The sequence below is a fragment of the Bradyrhizobium xenonodulans genome (assembly GCF_027594865.1).
Lineage (GTDB): Bacteria > Pseudomonadota > Alphaproteobacteria > Rhizobiales > Xanthobacteraceae > Bradyrhizobium > Bradyrhizobium xenonodulans.
Map to the genome: position 1 here is coordinate 3,532,619 of NZ_CP089391.1, position 17,285 is coordinate 3,549,903.

Sequence of the window (17,285 nt, forward strand, 5' to 3'; positions counted from 1 at the left end):
GATGGACTGGTCGCAATCTCAGATCCCGCAGATGCGGTTCGAGGCGCGCTTTGGCGATCGGGTGGTGCCGGCCTTCTGCGACCGGCCGGCAAGCCTGTGGGCGATGATCGCGGACGCGCGCGCCCGCAATCCCGACGGCGAGGCGTTGGTCGCAAGTGAGGTCCGCCTGAGCTGGCGCCAGGCCGCGGAGCAATCCGCGCGGATCGCTGCAGGCTTTTGCAAGCTCGGCCTGCAGCGCGGCGACCGCGTCGCGATCCTGCTCGGCAACCGCATCGAATTTCCGCTGCTGCTGTTTGCCGCCGCGCATGAGGGGCTGATCACGGTGCTGCTCGGCACACGCCAGCAGAAGCCGGAGATCGCCTATGTGCTGGCCGATTGCGGCGCCAAAGTTCTGATCCACGAGGCCGCGCTCGCCGAGCGGCTGCCCGATACGAGCGATGTGCCGGATGTGATCCACCGCATCGCCGTCGACCACGATCCCGCACTGTCACGCTTCGCCGCGCTCGCGGACAACGCGCCGGCCCCCGCGCCGGTCGAGGTCGGTGAGGAGGATACCGCGATGATCCTCTACACCTCGGGTACGACGGGCAAGCCGAAGGGCGCGATGCTCGCCCATTGCAACATCGTCCACTCCTCGATGGTGTTCGTGTCCTGCCTGCAATTGACGCAAGCGGACCGATCCATCGCGGCGGTGCCGCTCGGCCATGTCACCGGCGTCGTCGCCAACATCACGACCATGATCCGCTGCGGTGGTGCGCTGATCATCATGCCGGAGTTCAAGGCGGCCGATTATCTCAAGCTCGCCGCGCGCGAGCGCGTCACCTACACCGTGATGGTGCCGGCGATGTACAATCTCTGCCTGCTGCAGTCCGATTTCGACAGCTATGACCTCGAGAGCTGGCGCATCGGCGGCTTCGGCGGCGCGCCGATGCCGGTCGCGACGATTGAGAAGCTCAAGGCGACGATTCCCGGCCTCAAGCTGATGAACTGCTACGGCGCGACCGAGACGACGTCGCCCTCGACGATCATGCCGGGCGAGCTGACGGAGAGCCATATCGACAGCGTCGGCCTGCCGTGTCCCGGCGCGCGCATCATCGCGATGGGAGCGGATGGCCCGAGCTGCCGCATGGCGAGATCGGCGAGCTCTGGATCCAGAGCGCCTCCGTCATCAAGGGCTACTGGAACAACCCGAAGGCCACGGCCGAGAGCTTCACCAGCGGATTCTGGCACTCCGGCGATCTTGGCTCGGTCGATGCGGAGGGCTTCGTCCGCGTGTTCGACCGCCAGAAGGACATGATCAATCGCGGCGGCCTGAAGATCTATTCCGCCGAGGTCGAATCCGTCTTGGCCGGCCATCCCGACGTGGTCGAAAGCGCGATCATCGCCAGGGCGTGCCCGGTACTGGGTGAGCGGGTCCACGCCGTGGTGGTGACGCGCGCCCCGGTGGCGAGCGAGGCCTTGCGGGCCTGGTGCGCCGAGCGCCTGTCCGACTACAAGGTGCCTGAAACCATGGCGATCACGCCCGTGCCGCTGCCGCGCAATGCCAATGGCAAGGTGCTGAAGCGGCAGTTGCGGGAGCTTCTGGGAACCTGAGCCGGGCAGGCGGCTCTCCGGGCTCTCCCGGGTGGTTAACGCCTTGATCGGGCTCGCTTTGCCTTGCCACCGCCATATCGTTAGGGTACCTCGCCGCCACGTGGGGGACGGGATTCCTGACGCGACTGCTTTGGCGCGCGCACCCGGACGGGCATGGGATTAGCATAAGTGTCTGAATTATTTGACGAAGTCGACGAGGAAGTACGTCGCGAACAGCTCAAGAAGCTGTGGGACAAGTATTCGATTGTCTTCATCGCCCTGATGGTGCTGGTCGTGGCCGCGGTGGGCGGCTGGCGCGGCTATCAGTATCTGGAGGGCAAGAAGGCCGCCGAGGCCGGCGCCGCCTTCGAGAAGGCCGCCGAGCTGTCCGACCAGGACAAGCACGCCGAGGCCGAGGCCGCTTTCGCCGAGCTCGCCGCCAAGGCTCCCTCGGGCTATCGCACCCTGGCGCGGCTGCGTGCTGCGGCCGAGGCCGGGGCCCGCGATCCCAAGGCGGCCGCCAAGATGTTTGACGACATCTCCGCCGATCGCAGCATCGGCGGCGAGTGGCAGGATCTGGCGAAGATCCGCGCCGCCGGCTTGTTGGTCGACAGCGCGTCCTATGCCGACATGCAGCAGCGGCTGGAGCCTTCCGCCGCGCCCAAATCGACGTTCCGCCACAGCGCCCGCGAGATGCTGGCGCTGTCGGCCTGGCGCAACAACGACATGACCGCAGCCCGCAAATGGCTCGACGCGATCGCCGAGGATGGCGAAACGCCGCCGGGCCTGCGCTCGCGCGCGGAGGCGCTCCAGGCCCTGCTGCCGCCCGTCGCCAAAAGCTGACCGACGGCCCTCTGACGTAAACGAGACACAAGATGCGCCGCACGCCACGCTTGATCGCAGCCGCCGTCCTGATCGCCTTCACGGGCGTCCTGGGTGGCTGCTCCAGCTTCGATCCAACGGACATGCTCGACTTCCTCGACACGAAGAAGAAGCTGCCGGGCGACCGCAAGCCGGTCTTCCCGGAAGGTGTGCCGGGCCTCGAGCAGGGCGTGCCGAAGGACCTGTATAAGGGCGCGCAGCAGCAGCCCGATCCGAATGCGCCTGCCGTTGCGGCTTTGCCCGCGGAGCCACCGCCCGAGGCCAAGCCGGCCAAGGGTGCCAAGGGGAAGAAGACCAGACAGCCCGCTGCCGCAGCCGCGCCGGCCGATGCGCCTGCCGGCGAGGTCGATGGCGAGGCCCAGCCGGAGGCCGCGCCGCCCACGGCTGCTCCGCCGCCCAAGCAGAAGATCGTGCGCCGGCGCACCACGGCGCCACCGCCGGACCAGCCCGCCCAGCAGGCCCAACCGACCCAAACCACGCAGCAGCAGTCGCAGAGCGCTTTCCCGGCACCGTTGCCGAGCGGCGGTTTCTCGCGCTGATATTTTCCATTGCATTGACAGGCGCAGCTCTCGCAGCGCACGAATGACCGATGTCCTTCACGATCGCCATCATCGGCCGGCCCAATGTCGGCAAATCGACGCTGTTCAACCGCCTGGTTGGGCAGAAGCTCGCGCTCGTCGATGATTTGCCGGGCGTCACCCGCGACCGCCGCGAGGGCGAGGCCAGGCTCGGCGATCTAGAATTCACCATTATCGACACCGCCGGCCTCGACGAAGGCGCCAAGGGCTCGCTGACCGCGCGCATGCAGGAGCAGACGGAGGCCGCGATCGCGCAGGCTGACGCGCTGTTCTTCGTCATTGACGCCCGCATCGGCCTCACGCCGAACGACCGCGCCTTCGCCGATTTCGCCCGCAAGGCCAACAAGCCGGTGCTGCTGGTCGCCAACAAGAGCGAGGGCAAGCACGGCGATGCCGGCGCGATGGAGGCCTTTGCGCTCGGCCTCGGCGATCCCATCCAGATCTCGGCCGAGCACGGCGAGGGCATGGGCGAGCTCTATGACGCGCTCCGCGAACTGATGCCGGAGCCCGTCGAGGAAGACCAGGACGAAGACGAGGACGGCGCGCCGCTCACCGAGGAAGAGGCCGCGACGCGCCCGATCCGGGTCGCCATCGTCGGCCGGCCCAATGCCGGCAAGTCGACGCTGATCAACCATCTGCTCGGCGAGGAGCGGCTGCTGACCAGCCCCGAAGCCGGCACCACGCGCGATTCCATCGCGGTCGAGATCAACTGGAAGGGCCGCGATTTTCGCGTGTTCGATACCGCGGGCCTGCGCCGGCGCTCGCGTATCGAGGAGAAGCTGGAAAAGCTCTCGGTCGCCGACGCGCTGCGCGCGGTGCGTTTTGCCGAAGTCGTCGTGCTGATGATGGACACGCAGAACCGCTTCGAGGAGCAGGATTTGCGCATCGCCGATCTGATCGAGCGCGAGGGCCGCGCGGTCGTGCTCGCCGTCAACAAATGGGATCTGATGGAGACCAAGGGCGGCGGCGCCATCTCGACTCTTCGCCGCGACGCCGACCATTGGCTGCCGCAGGTCAAAGGCGTGCCGATCGTCGCGGTATCGGGCCTGATGGGCGAGGGCATCGATCGCCTGATGCAGGCGATCCAGGACGCCTACGCGGTCTGGAACAGGCGCGTGCCGACCTCCGCGCTCAATCGCTGGTTCGAGCAGGCGGTGCAGGCCAATCCGCCGCCCGCGGTGTCCGGCCGCCGGCTGAAGCTGAACTACATCACGCAGAACAAGGCGCGTCCGCCGAGCTTCGTGCTGTTCTGCTCGCGTGCGGACGCGGTACCGCAGTCCTATTTGCGCTATTTGACCAATTCCATGCGTGAGAGTTTCGAGCTGCCGGGCACGCCGGTGCGCATCACCCTGCGCGAGAAGGCCAACCCGTTCGCCCACAAGCGCAAGCGGCCGTCGTGAGCAACGATGCCGGCGAGGCGATGGCGCAAGGCGCTGCGCCGGTCCGGCGCGGTGCGGTCGCCTTCATCTTCGTCACCATCCTGCTCGACATGCTCGCGCTTGGCGTGATCATGCCGATCCTGCCCAAGCTGATCGAGAGCTTCGTCGACAACGACACCGCGCATGCGGCCCGGATCTTCGGCCTGTTCGGCACCGCGTGGGCGCTGATGCAGTTCGTGTTCTCGCCGGTGCTGGGCGCGCTGTCGGATCGCTTCGGACGCCGGCCGGTGGTGCTGCTGTCGAATTTCGGCCTCGCGGCCGACTACGTGCTGATGGCGCTGGCGCCGTCGCTGGTCTGGCTGTTCATCGGCCGCGTCATCTCTGGCATCACCTCGGCGAGCATTTCGACCGCGTTTGCCTATATCGCCGACATCACGCCACCGGAGCGCCGCGCGGCGATCTTCGGCAGGATCGGGGCTGCCTTCGGTGCCGGCTTCATCCTGGGCCCGGCGCTCGGCGGCCTTCTCGGCGATATCGATCCGCGGCTGCCGTTTTGGGCCTCGGCTGCGCTCAGTCTCGCCAATGCGCTCTATGGGCTCTTCGTCCTGCCGGAATCGCTGGCGCCCGACAAGCGCGCGCCGTTCCGCTGGAAGAGCGCCAATCCGGTCGGCGCTCTGCATTTGCTGCGGTCCGACGCGGCGCTGGCCGCGTTGTCGGTCGTCAATTTCATTTCGCAGGTCGCGCACGTCGTGCTGCCCTCGACCTTCGTGCTCTATGCGACTTATCGCTATGGCTGGGATTCCAAGACGGTGGGGCTGACGCTCGCGATGGTCGGCATCTGCGCCATGGTGGTGCAGGGGCTCGCGATCGGGCCGATCGTGCGCTTCCTCGGCGAACGCAACGCGCTGGTGATGGGCCTGTGCTGTGGCGCGCTCGGCTTCGCGGTCCTGGGCGCTGCGCCGACCGGGCCGCTCTCCTGGCTCGGCATTCCCGTGCTGTCGTTGTGGGGCATCTCGGGCGCCGCCATGCAATCGCTGATGACGCGGCTGGTCGCGCCCGATCAGCAGGGCCAGTTGCAGGGCGCAGCCGCGAGCGTGCAGAGCGTATCGCAACTCGTCGGCCCGTTCCTGTTCACGCTGACGTTTTCGTACTTCATCGGCACCAGCGCGCCGCTGCATCTGCCCGGCGCGCCGTTCCTGCTTGCGGCGGTGCTGATGGTGGTGTGCGTGATGATCGCGATGCGGACGGTGGCGACCACAAAGACGGTCCCGTAGGGTGGGCAAAGGCGCGTAAGCGCCGTGCCCACGATCCCGCCATGATACGAAGAACTGGTGGGCACGCTCCGCTTTGCCCACCCTACGGTGGCTGTTTCCTGAGCCCAAAGCGAAAATGCCCGGGACGAGCCCGGGCATAATATTGTTGAGCAGGAATGACCGCTATGCGGTCACTTCTTCACCAGCGGACAGTCGCTGTCCTTGAGCGGCTTGGCCGCGTCTTCCGCCGAGATCGTGGCGATCTGCTTGTAATAGTCCCACGGACCCTTCGACTCCTCGGGCTTCTTCACCTCGAACAGATAGGCCGGGATCAAGCGGCGTCCGTCCTGGCGCAAGGGCCCGTTGCCGAACAGCGGATCGTCGGTCGGCAGCTCCTTCATCTTGGCGACCACCTTGGCGCCGTCATGCGGATTGCCGCCGAGGGCTTCCATCGCCTTGAGATAGTGCAGCACCATCGCGTAGTTGCCGGCCTGCGTCATCGACGGCATCGCGTTCTTGCTGGCCTGCGCCTGGAAGCGCTTGGACCATTCGCGGGTCTTGTCGTTCAGGTCCCAGTAGAACGATTCGGTGAAGGTCAGGCCCTGCGCGGTCTTGAGGCCCAGGGAGTGCACGTCATTGATGAACAGCAGCAGCGCGGCGAGTTTCTGGCCGCCCTGGACGACGCCGAACTCGGCCGCCTGCTTGATGGCGTTCGTGGTGTCGCCGCCCGCATTGGCGAGGCCGATGATCTTGGCCTTCGACGATTGCGCCTGCAGCAGAAAGGACGAGAAGTCCGCGGTGTTGAGCGGGTGCTTGACGCCGCCGAGCACCTTGCCGCCATTGGCGGTGACGACGGCGCTGGTGTCGCGCTCCAGCGCATGACCGAACGCATAGTCGGCGGTCAGGAAGAACCAGCTGTCGCCCCCCGCCTTGGTCAGCGCCTTGCCGGTGCCGTTGGCGAGCATGTAGGTGTCGTAGGTATAGGAGATGGTGTTCGGTGTGCAGGCCTTGCCGGTGAGGTCCGCGGTGGCCGCACCCGAATTGAGCAGCACCGCATTCTTCTCCTTGACGAGGTTGCTCACCGCAAGCGCTACGCCCGAGCTCGGCGTGTCCGCGATCGCGTCGACCTTGTCGTTGTCGATCCATTGCCGGGCGATGTTGACGCCGACGTCGGGCTTGTTCTGGTGATCGCCGCTGAGCACGTCGATCTTCCAGCCCTTCTTGAGCAGGCCGGAATCCTCGACCGCCATCTTGATGGCAACCACGGAGTTCGGGCCGCCGATGTCGGCATAGAGGCTCGACATGTCGTTGAGCACGCCGATCTTGACGGTCTTGTCCTGGGCGTAGGCGGATGTGGCAAAACCGAAAGCGGCGCAGGCAAGAAGGGCCGCGGAGCGGCGCGCGAACGTCGTCGTCATGAAAGGTTTCCTCCATTGTCAAATATGCGGACGGCTCTCTTCAAGGAGCCTTGTTCCGGCTGATGGCTCTACCGTGTCCCGCAGGTCCCGGCAATGCGCCTAAAGCCGGATGACGCTTTCGTCGCAGCGTCATCCGTCGGTTAACTTTTGGGCAAAATGTGTTGAGACGCTATTTGAGCGCGTCCGAGGTCAGCTTGAATTTCTGGATGCGCTTTCCGGTATCGACCTCGGCGGTATAGACGTTACCCCTCGCGTCGATCGCCATGGCGTGCACCCAGTGGAATTGACCGGCGTTGCGGCCGTTATGGCCGAAGCTGCCGACCACGCTGCCGTCGTCGCGCTTGATGACCCGGATCTCGTTGTTCTCGCCGTCGGCGCTGAGCAGATAGGTCTGCTTCGGATCGGGCCAGATCGCGATGTCCCACACCGCGCCGTTGCCGAGCGTGTTCTTCTCGAAGAAGAACTCCTTCACGAAGGTGCCGTCCTTCCGAAACACCTGGATGCGGTTGTTGATGCGGTCGCAGACGTAGACGAGCCCGTCATTCGCAAGCTTCACGCAGTGGACGGGGTTGCCGAATTGCTGGGCGACCGGCGCCTTGGGATCGTAGGGGACCTGCTTGCTGTCGTCAGGCTTGTTGCCGTAGGCGCCCCAGTGCCGCTTGTAGGCGAGCGTGGTCGCGTCGAACACGATGACGCGGCGGTTGCCATAGCCGTCGGCGACGTAGATTTCGTTGGCGTCCTTGTCGATCGCGGTCTCCGCGGGCTTGCCGAGCTGCGTGGTGTCGTTGCTGCCGAGGCTCGGCGCGATCTTGCCGATCTGGGCGACGAACTTGCCGTCGAGCGAGAACTTCAGGATGGCGTTGTCGTTGTCGGCATTGCCGCCGACCCAGACGAAACCGCGCTCGTCGACCTCGATGCCGTGCTCGCGGCCGACCCATTCATAGCCCTGGCCCGGACCGCCCCAGGACCGCAGCAGATTGCCGTCGCTATCGAATTCGAGCACGGGCGGCGCCGACACGCAGCACTTGGAGCGCGGCGGGTTGAGGCTTGCGCCTTTCTCGTCGTCGGTCAGCGAGCGCGGGCGATGGATCACCCAGATGTGGCCCTGCCAGTCCACGGTGATGCCGCCGACCTGTCCGAGGATCCAGTTGTTCGGCAGCGGCTTCGGCCAGGAGGGATCGACCGCGAAGGTCGGGACGTCGCCGGCAGTCGCAACACGAGGAAGTGCGAAGGCGATGGCTGCAATCAGGATGGCGAGGGCCTGAGAGACTTTTGCGAGCGCACGCAAAAAGCCTGCGCGATCATGCCATGACGCCATGGCGACCTCCCTTTTTTGCTTGCGGCTTGCTGCCGCTTCAGCGCGGGCAGTCAATCGCGGGGAGGTGCTCAAGTCAATCAGGCCGGCGCGCGGAAGCTCATCAGGCTGCGGGTCTTGTAATCGTAGAACTTGCCGGTCTCGGTCCAGCTGGGCGCGCACATCGGCACGATGAATTCGGCGACCTGCTCGGCCGTGTCGAGCGTCGCCGGATCCTCGCCCGGCATCAGGGTTGCGCGCATGCGGGTGCGGACCGGGCCGGGGTTGAACAAATTGACGCGCAGCTTCGTGTTCGCGGTTTCCTGCGCCCAGGCGCGGGCCAGCGTCTCCAGTGCGGCCTTGGAGGCGGCGTAGGGGCTGACATAGGCGGTTGCCTTGTTGGCGGCGCCCGAGGTGATGAACACCGCGCGGCCCGCATCGGACTGCTTGAGCAGCGGCTCCATGCAGCGGATCAACTGGAAGTTCGCGGAGACGTTGACGGCCATCACATCGGTGAAGGCCTTCAGCTCGATATGGCCGACCGGCGAGGAGGGACCGAGCACGCCGGCATTGCCGACGAGGATGTCGAGCTTGCCGTAGCGTTCGTGCAGGCCGGCCCCGAGCCGCGCGATGCCGTCGGAGTCCGTGAGGTTGAGCGGCACCAGCGTGGCACTGCCGCCGTCCTTGCGGATCTCGTCGTCGAGCTCTTCCAGCCCGCCCTGCGTCCGCGCAACCGCAACGATATGCGCGCCGGCCCTGGCGAGCGCGCGTGCCGTGGCGAAGCCGATGCCGCGCGAGGCGCCGGTGACGAGAGCGATGCGGTCGGCGAGGAGTTTTGTCATGGCGCGGTTTTACAGGCGTGGGTGGCCGGGACAAGCCCCCACAACGCCGTCATCGCGGGGCGGTCCGTGAGGACCGAGCCCGCAATCCAGATGGCTGCGTCGTCAGCTCGCTTCCGCCAGCAGCGACAATTGCCGCGGCTGCTGCTCGGTCTGGGTCTGGTCGGTGAGGTGGGTCGGATAAGCCCCGGTGAAGCAATGATCCGCAAACTTCGGATTGGCGGGGTCGCGGCCTGGCTCGCCCATCGCGCGGTACATGCCGTCGATCGAGAGGAAGGCGAGCGAGTCGGCCCCGATGATCTCGCGCATCTCTTCCATCGAATGTGTTGCCGCCAGCAGGCCGCCGCGGTCGGGCAGGTCGATGCCGTAGTAGTCGGGATAGAGGATCGGCGGCGAAGCGAGGCGGAAGTGCACTTCCTTGGCCCCGGCATCTCGCATCATGCGCACGATCTTCTTCGAGGTGGTGCCGCGCACCAGCGAGTCGTCGATCAGGATGATGCGCTTGCCCTCGATCGCGGCGCGGTTCGCCGAATGCTTCATGCGCACGCCGGATTCGCGGATCGCCTGTGTCGGCTGGATGAAGGTGCGACCGACATAGTGGTTGCGGATGATGCCGAGCTCGAACGGTACGCCGGAATGCTGGCTGTAGCCGACCGCGGCGGGCACGCCGGAATCCGGCACCGGCACCACGACGTCGACCTCGACATGGCTCTCGCGTGCGAGCTGGGCGCCAAAGGCCTTGCGCACCTCGTAGACCGAGCGGCCGTGGACGATAGAATCCGGACGCGAGAAATAGATGTATTCGAAGATGCAGGGACGCGGCGCCATCGGCGGGAACGGCTTGTGGATGTCCTGGCCGTTCTCGTCGAACACGATGACTTCGCCAGGTTCGATGTCGCGCACGAAGCGCGCGCCGATGATGTCGAGCGCGCACGTCTCCGACGTCAGGATCGGGCAGCCGTCGAGCTCGCCCAGCACCAGCGGACGGATGCCGCGGGGATCGCGCGCGCCGACCAGCTTCTTGTTGGTGAGCGACACCAGGGCATAGGCGCCCTCGATCTCGCGCAGCGCGTCGATATAGCGCTCGATGAAGCGGCTGCGCCTGGAGCGCGCGACCAGGTGCAGGATCACCTCGGTGTCGGACGTCGACTGCATCATCGCGCCGCTCTTGACGAGCTCGCGGCGCAGCGTCAGGCCGTTGGAGAGGTTGCCGTTGTGGGCGACCGCGAGGCCGCCGGCATTGAGCTCGGCGAACAGCGGCTGCACGTTGCGCAGGATGGTGGCACCGGTGGTGGCGTAGCGGACATGGCCAACCGCCATGGTGCCGGGCAGGCGGTCGATCACCTCGCGACGGGAAAAGGTGTCGCCGACGAGACCGAGGCGGCGTTCACTGTGAAAGCGGCCGCCGTCATAGGAAACGATGCCGGCGGCTTCCTGGCCGCGATGCTGAAGGGCGTGGAGGCCGAGGGCCGTGATGGCGGCCGCGTCCGGATGTCCGTAGATGCCGAAGACGCCGCATTCCTCGCGCAGCGTATCCCCCTCCAGGTCATCCTGTAGCTCGAGCGCGGCGGGGCCGAGATCGTGGTCAAGCTGGGCGTCCTGGTCAGGGTGTCGCATCTCGTCCGCGCCTCTCTTTAGGGCCAATCAACGCGCCGCAGGTTTCTCGAGCAGCTTCTTCATGCCGTCACGAGCCGATTTACTGTATCCGTCGCCACTGCCCGAAGGCTGCTGCTCGGAATCAGCTTGATCATCATCTGGTTTGTTTTTCTTGAATCTCTTCAAGATGGTGTTCTCGGGGTCGTCAGGCAAGAGGGACATCAGCCAATCCCCGGTTCCCTGGAGCACCACGCGGGACTTGGCCCCCGCGACCCAGTCCGGGCGCTGCTTGTCCGGCACCAGCCAGGTGAAGAACAGGAACGCGACCACCACGATCAAAAGCCCGCGAGCCAGCCCGAACAGGAAACCCAGGGTGCGGTCCAGCGCGCCGATGCGCGAATCCAGGATCATGTCGGAGATCCGGACCGTGATGACGGAGACCACGACCAGGGTACCGACAAACACGCCGGCAACGACGACCACGCTCGCGACCGTGTCGTTGTTGAAATAGGTTTTTGCGGTCGGCAGCAGCTTCGAGAACGAGTACAGCGTCACGATCGCGGCAGTGCCCCAGGCCGCGATCGACAGGATTTCGCGCATGAAGCCGCGGACCATGGCGAGCAGGCCCGAGATCAGCATCACACCGAGCAGGATCAGGTCGAGGAGTGTTACTGGCATCGGCTGGTCGGGTCCGCTCGTACGTCAAAGGTGCTCAGCGAATCGGTGCTTGGCCATCGCCCTAAGTGAGGGCCAGACGGCGTTCCCGGCAAGGCCGCAACCACGCAATCCCATGCTGCTTTTGTGACGGCTGTATAGCGGCGGGGGCGGGGGACGTCACCTCCACCTAACCCTCTCCACGGCGGAATCTTGCCGGTGTGGCATTTTTCTCCGCCGGCGACGACGAGTCGCCGCGGCGCGAGCCCTTGGCGGCGATCTCGGCGACCAGCGTGGTCAGGCTGTTGACCGCGTTCAGGGACAATCCGGCATCACCGCCGGGATCGCCGCGGGCCGATTCGGGCAGCACGGCGCGCTTGAAGCCCAGCTTGACCGCTTCCTTGAGCCGGGCCGGGGTCTGCGCCACCGGCCGGATCACGCCGGAGAGCGAAATCTCGCCGAAATAGACCGCATCGGTGGGTAACTGCGCGTTAACCAGGGACGACACCAGCGCGGCCGCGGCGGCCATGTCGGCCGCCGGCTCGTGGATGCGCAGGCCGCCGGCGACGTTCAGATAGACGTCGTGGCCCGACAGCTTGACCCCGCAATGGGCCTCGAGCACCGCCAGCACCATCGAGAGCCGGCTCTGGTCCCAGCCGACCACGGCCCGCCGCGGGGTGCCGAGCGAGGTCGGCGCCACCAGCGCCTGCAATTCGACCAGAACGGGCCTTGTGCCCTCGATTCCTGCGAAGACGGCGGTGCCGGGCGTGCCGAGATCGCGCTCGGACAGGAACAACTCGGAGGGGTTGGTGACCTCGCGCAGGCCAAGCCCGGTCATCTCGAACACGCCGATCTCGTCGGTCGGGCCGAATCGGTTCTTCACGGCGCGCAGGATGCGGAATTGCTGCGAGCCTTCGCCCTCGAACGACATCACTGCATCGACCATGTGCTCGACCACGCGGGGGCCCGCGATCTGGCCGTCCTTGGTGACGTGGCCGACCAGGATAATGGCGGCGCCGGTCTTTTTCGCAAAGCGGATCAGGGCCTGTGCCGAGGCGCGCACCTGGGTGACGGTGCCGGGGGCGGATTCCACCGTGTCGGTCCACATGGTCTGGATCGAATCGATCACGATCAGCCTGGGCACCGCGCCTTCCGACAGCGTCGAGACGATGTCCTCGACCGAGGTCTCGGCAGCGAGCTGCACCGGCGCGTCCGACAGCCCGAGCCGCTCGGCGCGCAACCGCACCTGGGCGATGGCTTCTTCACCGGAAATATAGACGATGCGGTGGCCGGCACGCGCCATCAGGCTGGTCGCCTGCGTCAGCAGCGTCGATTTGCCGATGCCGGGATCGCCGCCGACCAGCAGCACCGAGCCGCGGACGAAGCCGCCGCCGGTGACGCGGTCGAGCTCGGTCATCCCGGAGGAGAGGCGCGGCGCGTCCGGGCTCTTTCCGGCGAGGCTCTCCAGCGCAAAGGTCCGGCCCTTGCGCTTGGAGCGGATCGAGACCGGCACGCTGCCGGTCGCATCCTCCTCGGCGAGCGTATTCCACTCGCCGCAGGACTCGCACTTGCCCTGCCAGCGGTTATAGGCCGCGCCGCAGTTCTGGCAGACGAAGGAAAGCGTGTTCTTGGCCATGGGGACAGCGAGTCGGAGGGATCTAGTTTGCTGATAGCACGGAATGGCAGGCGGTGACGGCGATCGCCAGCGCCCCGATGAGCGCAATTCACGGCCGCCGATACACCCTTCGTTAGCTCTGCTCCGCTGCGCAGTTCCGGACTTTGCCAAATGTTAGCGGACACAGGTCCAGTTACGGAACTAATATGGGGTGGCGATAACAATGACGGTAGTCTTGCGCATATTGCTCGCTGTGGGCTTGGCCTGCGGCGTTCTGATGCCGCCTGGCGGTGCCGTTGCGGCCGATGCCGGGCATCTCGACATCGTCTTCGTCAATCCCGGCAAGACCGGTGAGGTCTACTGGGACATGGTCGCGCAGGCCATGCAGGCCGCCGGCCGCAAGCTCGATGCCCACGTCGAGGTGCTGACCAGCGAGCGCAACTACCGCACCATGCAGGAGCTCGGGCTCGGTGTGGTCGCGCGCGCCGACAAGCCGGACTTCCTGATCCTGTCGAATGAGGAATCCGCCGCCGTGCCGATCCTGGAGGCGGCCGAGGCTGCCGGCGTCAAGACGCTGCTGTTGTCGAACACGCTGATCGGCGACGATGCGGCGCGTCTCGGACCGCCGCGCCGGACGCTCAAGACCTGGCTCGGCGATATCACGACCGATCTTCAGACCGCCGGCGCACGGATGGCCAACGCCCTGATCAGTGCGGCGCGGTCCGAGAAATGGCAGAGTTCCGACGGCAAGATCCACCTTCTCGGCATCGGCGGCGACGAGATCACGCCATCCTCGATAGCCCGTAATGCCGGGCTCCAGCTTGCGGTGACGGCCGCGCCCGACGTGGTGGTGGACCGGATGCTGTTCGCCAACTGGACGCAGTCCGAAGCCGAGCAGGTCACTGCGAATTATCTGAGCTGGGCTTCGCGCAAGGGCATCCGGCCCGCCGGCATCTGGGCCGGCAACGATCCGATGGCGCTGGGCGCCATCAAGGCGATCTCGACGGCGGGCCTTGTGCCCGGCCAGGACATCCAGGTGGTTGGACTCAATTGGTCGGAGGATGCGCTCCGTGCCATCAGGGCGGGCCGTATGCTCCTCACCGACGGCGGCCACTTCCTGCTCGGCGGCTGGTCGATCGTGCTGCTGCGCGATTATGCCGATGGTTGCGATTTCGCAGCCACGTCGCCGCGCGTCGAGGTCAAGACGTCCGCCATCACCAGCGCCAACCTTGTTGCGGTCGGCGACCTCATCAGGACGCGCGCCTTCGACCGGATCGATTTTACGCGATTCAGGGCGAAGGCGGGACGCTGCGGGCAATATGACTTCTCCATCGATGCGCTGATCTCGTCGCTGGCGCCTCTGGAAGGCGCCGCTGACTGATGCGAAACGATCACGATATGACTGACCCGAAACGCACGACGCAGGCGCCGCCTTCGCGCTCGGTGGTCCGTGCGATGATCTGGGCGACGGTGCCGGTGCTGCTCATCGTGCAATTGCTCGCTTCCGCCGGCGTCGAGGTCTCGAGCTTCTGGTCGCAGATCCGGCAGCTCGACGCGCGCATTGCCCGCACCGCCGAGAGCCGCGCCGAGCTGATCGCCGAGCCGCTCTGGAAGATGCGTTACGACCAGGTCACGAGCGTGCTCAACGAGATCATGCACGACGAGACCGTTGCCGCCGCGGCGGTCTATGACGACACCGGCGCTGCGATCGCCCGCGTGGTGGCGCGGCCGGCGGACCAGGCGGTCTCGGAGGTCTCGCGTCCGATCAGCTACGCCAACGGCAACATCGCCGTGCAGGCCGGCCGCATCGTGATCGCCTATTCCTATGCGACCGTGTATGCGGATACGGGCAGCCGGCTGCTGCTGCTTCTGGTCGTCGGACTGCTCGCAACGCTGGCGACCCTGATCGCGATGCGGATCTCGGCCAACACCTTCATCGGCAAGCCGCTCGCCGCGATCATGTCGGCGATCCAGCGCAGCAAGCAGGATGGCCGCGCCTATCCGGCGGACATCAAGTCGACCAACGAATTCGGCCAGCTCGCGCGTGCCTTCAACGCCATGCAGCACACGACCTCGGGTGCGCTCGACCGGCTCGGCCACATGGCCGCGCATGATCCGCTGACGGGCCTGCCCAACCGCCGCTCGCTGTCCGAGCATCTGGTGACCTTGAGCCAGGATGCCGGCTCGCCGGACTCGCTGATCGCGTTCTGCTTCATCGATCTCGACGACTTCAAGGGCATCAACGACACCTTTGGTCATGATGCCGGCGACAAGTTCCTGGTGCACATCTCCGAGCGGCTGCGTGACGCGGTCGAGCCGCAGGATTGGGTCGCACGTCTCGGCGGCGACGAGTTCGTCGTGATCCGCCCCGAGGTCAGCAACGAGGCGACCGCGCAGGCGTTCGCACGCCAGCTGCTGGATGTGATCTCCGAGCCGATCCGGCTGCACGACAAGCAGGTCGTGCCGCGCGCCAGCATCGGCCTTGCCGTGCGCCGCGCCGGCGACCCCGAGCTGTCGCATCTGCCGGCGCTCGCCGACATCGCGCTCTACCACGCCAAGAGCAAGGCGCCCGGCACCGTGGCCGTGCTGGACGAAGCGCTCCAGCGCGACTATCGCCGCCGCTGGGAGCTGGAACTTGCCATTCCCACGAGCTTTGCCGAGGGCCAGTTCGAGGTCTGGTATCAGAGCCAGGTCGATCTCGAGAGCCAGGCTGTCGTCGGCCTCGAAGCACTCATTCGCTGGCGTCATCCCGAGCACGGCATCATCGGTCCCGGCGAATTTTTGCCGTTGATCGAGCGCAGCGGCAACAATGCGCGGCTGACGCGCTATGTGCTGACCGATGCCTGCCGCGCGCTGAAGCGCCTGGCCGCCGCCGGCAAGCCTCAGATCCGGATCGCGATCAATCTGCCGCCGTCGGAGCTCGCCGACCATTCGCTCGCCGCGGAGCTGCGTGCGACCTGCACGCGCTTCGATGTTGCGGCATCCTTGCTCGAGCTCGAGATCACCGAGGGCTCGCTGATCAACAACATCGCCAGCGCATCCGAGACGCTGCATCGCCTGCGGCGCTTAGGTGCCACCATCGCGCTCGACGATTTCGGCACGGGCTACTCTTCGCTCGCCCATCTCAGGCGCTTCCCGCTGGACAAGGTCAAGATCGACAAGGCCTTCATCAGCGAGATCCCTGACAGCGCGGAAGACAAGGCGATCGTCGGCGTCATCGCATCGCTCGCCGGAACGCTGGGATTGACGCTGGTCGCGGAAGGCATCGAGCGGGCCGAGCAGGCGCAGGCCATGCGCGAGATGGGCGTGACGCTCGTGCAGGGTTATTTCTATCATCGGCCGCAGCCGCTCGACGCAGTCTTGCAATGGCTTGAAGGACAGGCGGCACGGGAGAGCCGCGTCGTCACCGACAGCCCGTCGATCGCACCGGAATTCGCCGCCTGAGCGTGGCTACGGCTGCGTCGCGTTCCAGAGCATCGAGAGGCCGGCCGCGATCATGATCGCGTCCATCACCGTGCGGAACATCTCCGGCTTCAGGTGCAGCACGAAGCGCTTCGCAATGAAGGCGCCCGACATCAGCGAGGAGCCCGCAATCAGGCCCTTGACGAAGACGTCACCGGTCAGCGCGCCGAAACGCTCGAAGGTCACGGACTTCGCGAAATAAAGCCCGAGCGAGGAGGCCGCCTCGGTCGCCAGGAACGCGCCCTTGGACAGGCCGTAAAACAGGAACAGCGGCACGCTGAGCGGGCCGGTCGAGACCACGATGCCGGTGAGATAGCCGATGACGGCTCCGCCGATCGCGAGATGCCAGAGATTGGCCTTGAGATCATGCCGCGCCAGCCAGTGCCGCACCGGCACCATCGCGATCAGGAAGACGCCGATGGCGAGATCGACCGCATGCGAGGGCAGCGCCAGCAGCGTCCGCGCGCCAAGGGCAGCCGCCGGAATGCCGGTGACCGAATAGGCTGCGCAGGCCCGCCAGTCGACCTCGCGCCACCAGGCCAGGATCCGCGAAAAATTCGCCATCACCGAGGCGATGGCCATGATCGGCACCGCTTCCTTCGGCCCATAGGCATAGACCAGCACCGGCATCAGCATGATCGACGAGCCCGTGCCGACGATGCCTGAGACGGTGCCGGCGATCAGGCCGACGATGAGGACGAAGAGAAAGGCCAAGGGCAGGGCTCCCGGAGTCGGAGCAGTCT

General features: G+C 66.2%; 13 protein-coding genes and 1 pseudogene. 7 read left to right on the plus strand and 7 right to left on the minus strand.

Features of this window, described 5'->3' with window-relative positions; genetic code table 11:
* Nucleotide 1: 1 nt before the first annotated feature.
* The 5 genes and pseudogenes from I3J27_RS16390 (at nucleotide 2) to I3J27_RS16410 (ending at nucleotide 5,685) form a co-directional block, all read left to right on the plus strand.
* Nucleotides 2-1,593 (plus strand): annotated as a pseudogene (locus I3J27_RS16390) (class I adenylate-forming enzyme family protein).
* Nucleotides 1,594-1,761: 168 nt separating this feature from the next.
* Nucleotides 1,762-2,415 (plus strand): tetratricopeptide repeat protein, encoded by a 654-nt coding sequence (locus I3J27_RS16395; RefSeq protein WP_270171237.1) that lies wholly within the window; start codon nucleotides 1,762-1,764, stop codon nucleotides 2,413-2,415.
* A 32-nt stretch (nucleotides 2,416-2,447) separates the two neighbouring features.
* A complete protein-coding gene (locus I3J27_RS16400) occupies nucleotides 2,448-2,993 on the plus strand; it encodes a hypothetical protein (protein WP_270171239.1) in 546 nt (181 codons plus the stop codon).
* Nucleotides 2,994-3,043: 50 nt separating this feature from the next.
* Nucleotides 3,044-4,432, plus strand: coding sequence for a ribosome biogenesis GTPase Der (gene der, locus I3J27_RS16405; RefSeq protein WP_270171241.1), 1,389 nt, complete (start codon nucleotides 3,044-3,046; stop codon nucleotides 4,430-4,432).
* Nucleotides 4,429-5,685 (plus strand): TCR/Tet family MFS transporter, encoded by a 1,257-nt coding sequence (locus tag I3J27_RS16410; protein WP_270171243.1) that lies wholly within the window; start codon nucleotides 4,429-4,431, stop codon nucleotides 5,683-5,685. The genes der and I3J27_RS16410 overlap by 4 nt, the downstream gene beginning before the upstream one ends.
* 170 nt (nucleotides 5,686-5,855) lie before the next feature.
* On the opposite strand, the gene I3J27_RS16415 is transcribed toward I3J27_RS16410, so the two are convergent.
* The 6 genes from I3J27_RS16415 to radA form a co-directional block, all read right to left on the minus strand.
* A complete protein-coding gene (locus tag I3J27_RS16415) occupies nucleotides 5,856-7,082 on the minus strand; it encodes an ABC transporter substrate-binding protein (protein WP_270171245.1) in 1,227 nt (408 codons plus the stop codon).
* A gap of 169 nt (nucleotides 7,083-7,251) precedes the next feature.
* Nucleotides 7,252-8,400: an NHL repeat-containing protein gene (locus I3J27_RS16420; RefSeq protein WP_270171247.1), complete on the minus strand. Its 1,149-nt coding sequence runs from the start codon at nucleotides 8,398-8,400 to the stop codon at nucleotides 7,252-7,254.
* 77 nt (nucleotides 8,401-8,477) lie between these two features.
* Nucleotides 8,478-9,218 (minus strand): SDR family NAD(P)-dependent oxidoreductase, encoded by a 741-nt coding sequence (locus I3J27_RS16425; RefSeq protein ID WP_270171249.1) that lies wholly within the window; start codon nucleotides 9,216-9,218, stop codon nucleotides 8,478-8,480.
* Between the two features lie 102 nt (nucleotides 9,219-9,320).
* The gene (gene purF, locus I3J27_RS16430; protein ID WP_270171251.1) at nucleotides 9,321-10,832 is read right to left on the minus strand and encodes an amidophosphoribosyltransferase; all 1,512 of its coding nucleotides are present in this window, start codon (nucleotides 10,830-10,832) and stop codon (nucleotides 9,321-9,323) included.
* Nucleotides 10,833-10,859: 27 nt separating this feature from the next.
* Nucleotides 10,860-11,489 carry a CvpA family protein gene (locus I3J27_RS16435; RefSeq protein ID WP_270171253.1) on the minus strand — a complete coding sequence of 210 codons (630 nt, stop codon included), beginning with the start codon at nucleotides 11,487-11,489 and terminating at the stop codon, nucleotides 10,860-10,862.
* 166 nt (nucleotides 11,490-11,655) lie between these two features.
* On the minus strand, nucleotides 11,656-13,101 hold the full coding sequence (gene radA, locus I3J27_RS16440) for a DNA repair protein RadA (RefSeq protein WP_270171255.1): 1,446 nt from the start codon (nucleotides 13,099-13,101) through the stop codon (nucleotides 11,656-11,658).
* A gap of 202 nt (nucleotides 13,102-13,303) precedes the next feature.
* Here radA and I3J27_RS16445 point away from each other — a divergent pair, with 202 nt between their 5' ends.
* Both I3J27_RS16445 and I3J27_RS16450 read left to right on the plus strand, forming a co-directional pair.
* The gene (locus I3J27_RS16445) at nucleotides 13,304-14,461 is read left to right on the plus strand and encodes an ABC transporter substrate-binding protein (RefSeq protein WP_270171258.1); all 1,158 of its coding nucleotides are present in this window, start codon (nucleotides 13,304-13,306) and stop codon (nucleotides 14,459-14,461) included.
* On the plus strand, nucleotides 14,461-16,524 hold the full coding sequence (locus tag I3J27_RS16450) for a putative bifunctional diguanylate cyclase/phosphodiesterase (protein WP_270171259.1): 2,064 nt from the start codon (nucleotides 14,461-14,463) through the stop codon (nucleotides 16,522-16,524). Before I3J27_RS16445 ends, I3J27_RS16450 begins: the two co-directional genes overlap by 1 nt.
* A gap of 6 nt (nucleotides 16,525-16,530) precedes the next feature.
* On the opposite strand, the gene I3J27_RS16455 is transcribed toward I3J27_RS16450, so the two are convergent.
* Nucleotides 16,531-17,256, minus strand: coding sequence for a sulfite exporter TauE/SafE family protein (locus I3J27_RS16455; protein ID WP_270171261.1), 726 nt, complete (start codon nucleotides 17,254-17,256; stop codon nucleotides 16,531-16,533).
* Between the last annotated feature and the right edge of the window lie 29 nt (nucleotides 17,257-17,285).